The 1,355-nt window shown below is 67.8% G+C and carries 1 protein-coding gene; it reads left to right on the top strand.

What is annotated here, in order from left to right; translation table 11 throughout:
* A partial coding sequence (locus ABT092_RS30955) for a condensation domain-containing protein (RefSeq protein ID WP_351249834.1) occupies positions 1-1,355 on the top strand: 1,355 nt, incomplete at both ends.

The following is a 1,355-nucleotide window of genomic DNA, read 5'->3' on the forward strand; positions in this document are numbered from 1 at the left end:
CCGTTGACGCCGGTGATGCGGGAGTTGGTGGGGCGTGCGGGTGTGGTGGCGTTGACGGGGGGTTTTGCGCAGTCGTTGGTGGTGGAGGTGCCGGCGGGGCTTGATCGGGTGCGGTTGGAGGTGGCTGTTCGTGCGGTGATGGACCGGCATGACGTGTTGCGGGCGCGGTTGGAGGTGGTGGACGGGGTGCCCGAACGGCTTGTCGTTCCTGAGCGGGGAACGGCCGGGGTGGTGGTGCAGCGGGTGGATGCGGTGGGTGTGGGTGGTGGTGAGTTGGTGGCGTTGGTGCGTGGTCGGGTGGAGGTGGAGGGGGAGTTGCTTGATCCGGTGGCGGGTCGGATGGTGCGGGTGGTGTGGTTCGATCGGGGTCCGGGTGAGCGGGGTCGGTTGTTGTTCGTGGTGCATCACCTGGTGGTGGACGGGGTGTCCTGGCAGGTCCTGGTACCGGACGTGGCCTTGGCGTACGAACGCCCGGAGACGGCGTTGGACGGGACGGGGATGTCGTTCCGCGGGTGGGCCAGGGCGTTGACGGCCGAGGCGGCCAGTCCTGGCTTCACTGCCGAACTTGACTTCTGGCAAGAGCAGTTGCGTGACGTGTGGACCGGTCCGTTGGGTGCGCGGGGGGTGGGTGGGGATGTGGTGGGTGGGGGTGTGTGGCGGGTTGAGGTGGGTGTTCCGGTGGGGTGGGTGTCGGGGGTGTTGTCGGGGGTGCCGTTGGCGTTTGGTGTGGGGGTGGATGAGGTGTTGTTGGCGGGGTTGGTGGGTGCGTTGGGTGAGGTGTGTGGGGTGGTGGGTGGGTTGTTGGTGGATGTGGAGGGTCATGGTCGGGTGTCGTGGTCGGAGGGTGTGGATCTGTCGCGGACGGTGGGTTGGTTCACTGCTTCGTTTCCGGTGCGGGTGGATGTGGGGCCGGTGGTTGCGGGGGGTGGGGTGGGTGCGTTGTTGAAGCGGGTGAAGGAGCGGGTGCGGGCGGTGCCGGGGGACGGTCTGGGTTATGGGTTGTTGAGGTATGTGAACCCGGAGTCGGCTGCCGGGTTCGAGGGTCTGCCGGTGGCGCGGGTGGGCTTCAACTATCTGGGCCGCTTCAGCGGTGGCGGTGGCGGTGGGGTGTGGGGACTGGACACGGAGTTGGGGTTGGGGGGTACGGCCCCGGCGGGGATGGGGTTGGTGCATGAGTTGGAGGCGGGGGGTGTGGTGCGTGATGTTCCGGGTGGGGGTTCGGAGTTGGTTTTGTCGTTGGTGTGTCCGGTGGGGGTGATGGGTGAGGTGGAGTTGCGGGGTTTGGCGGGGGCGTGGGTGGAGGTGCTGGGTGGGTTGGTGCGGCATGTGGTGGAGGAGTCGGGTGGGGGGTTCAC

The sequence above is a fragment of the Streptomyces sp. NPDC002490 genome (genome assembly GCF_040296045.1).
GTDB lineage: Bacteria > Actinomycetota > Actinomycetes > Streptomycetales > Streptomycetaceae > Streptomyces.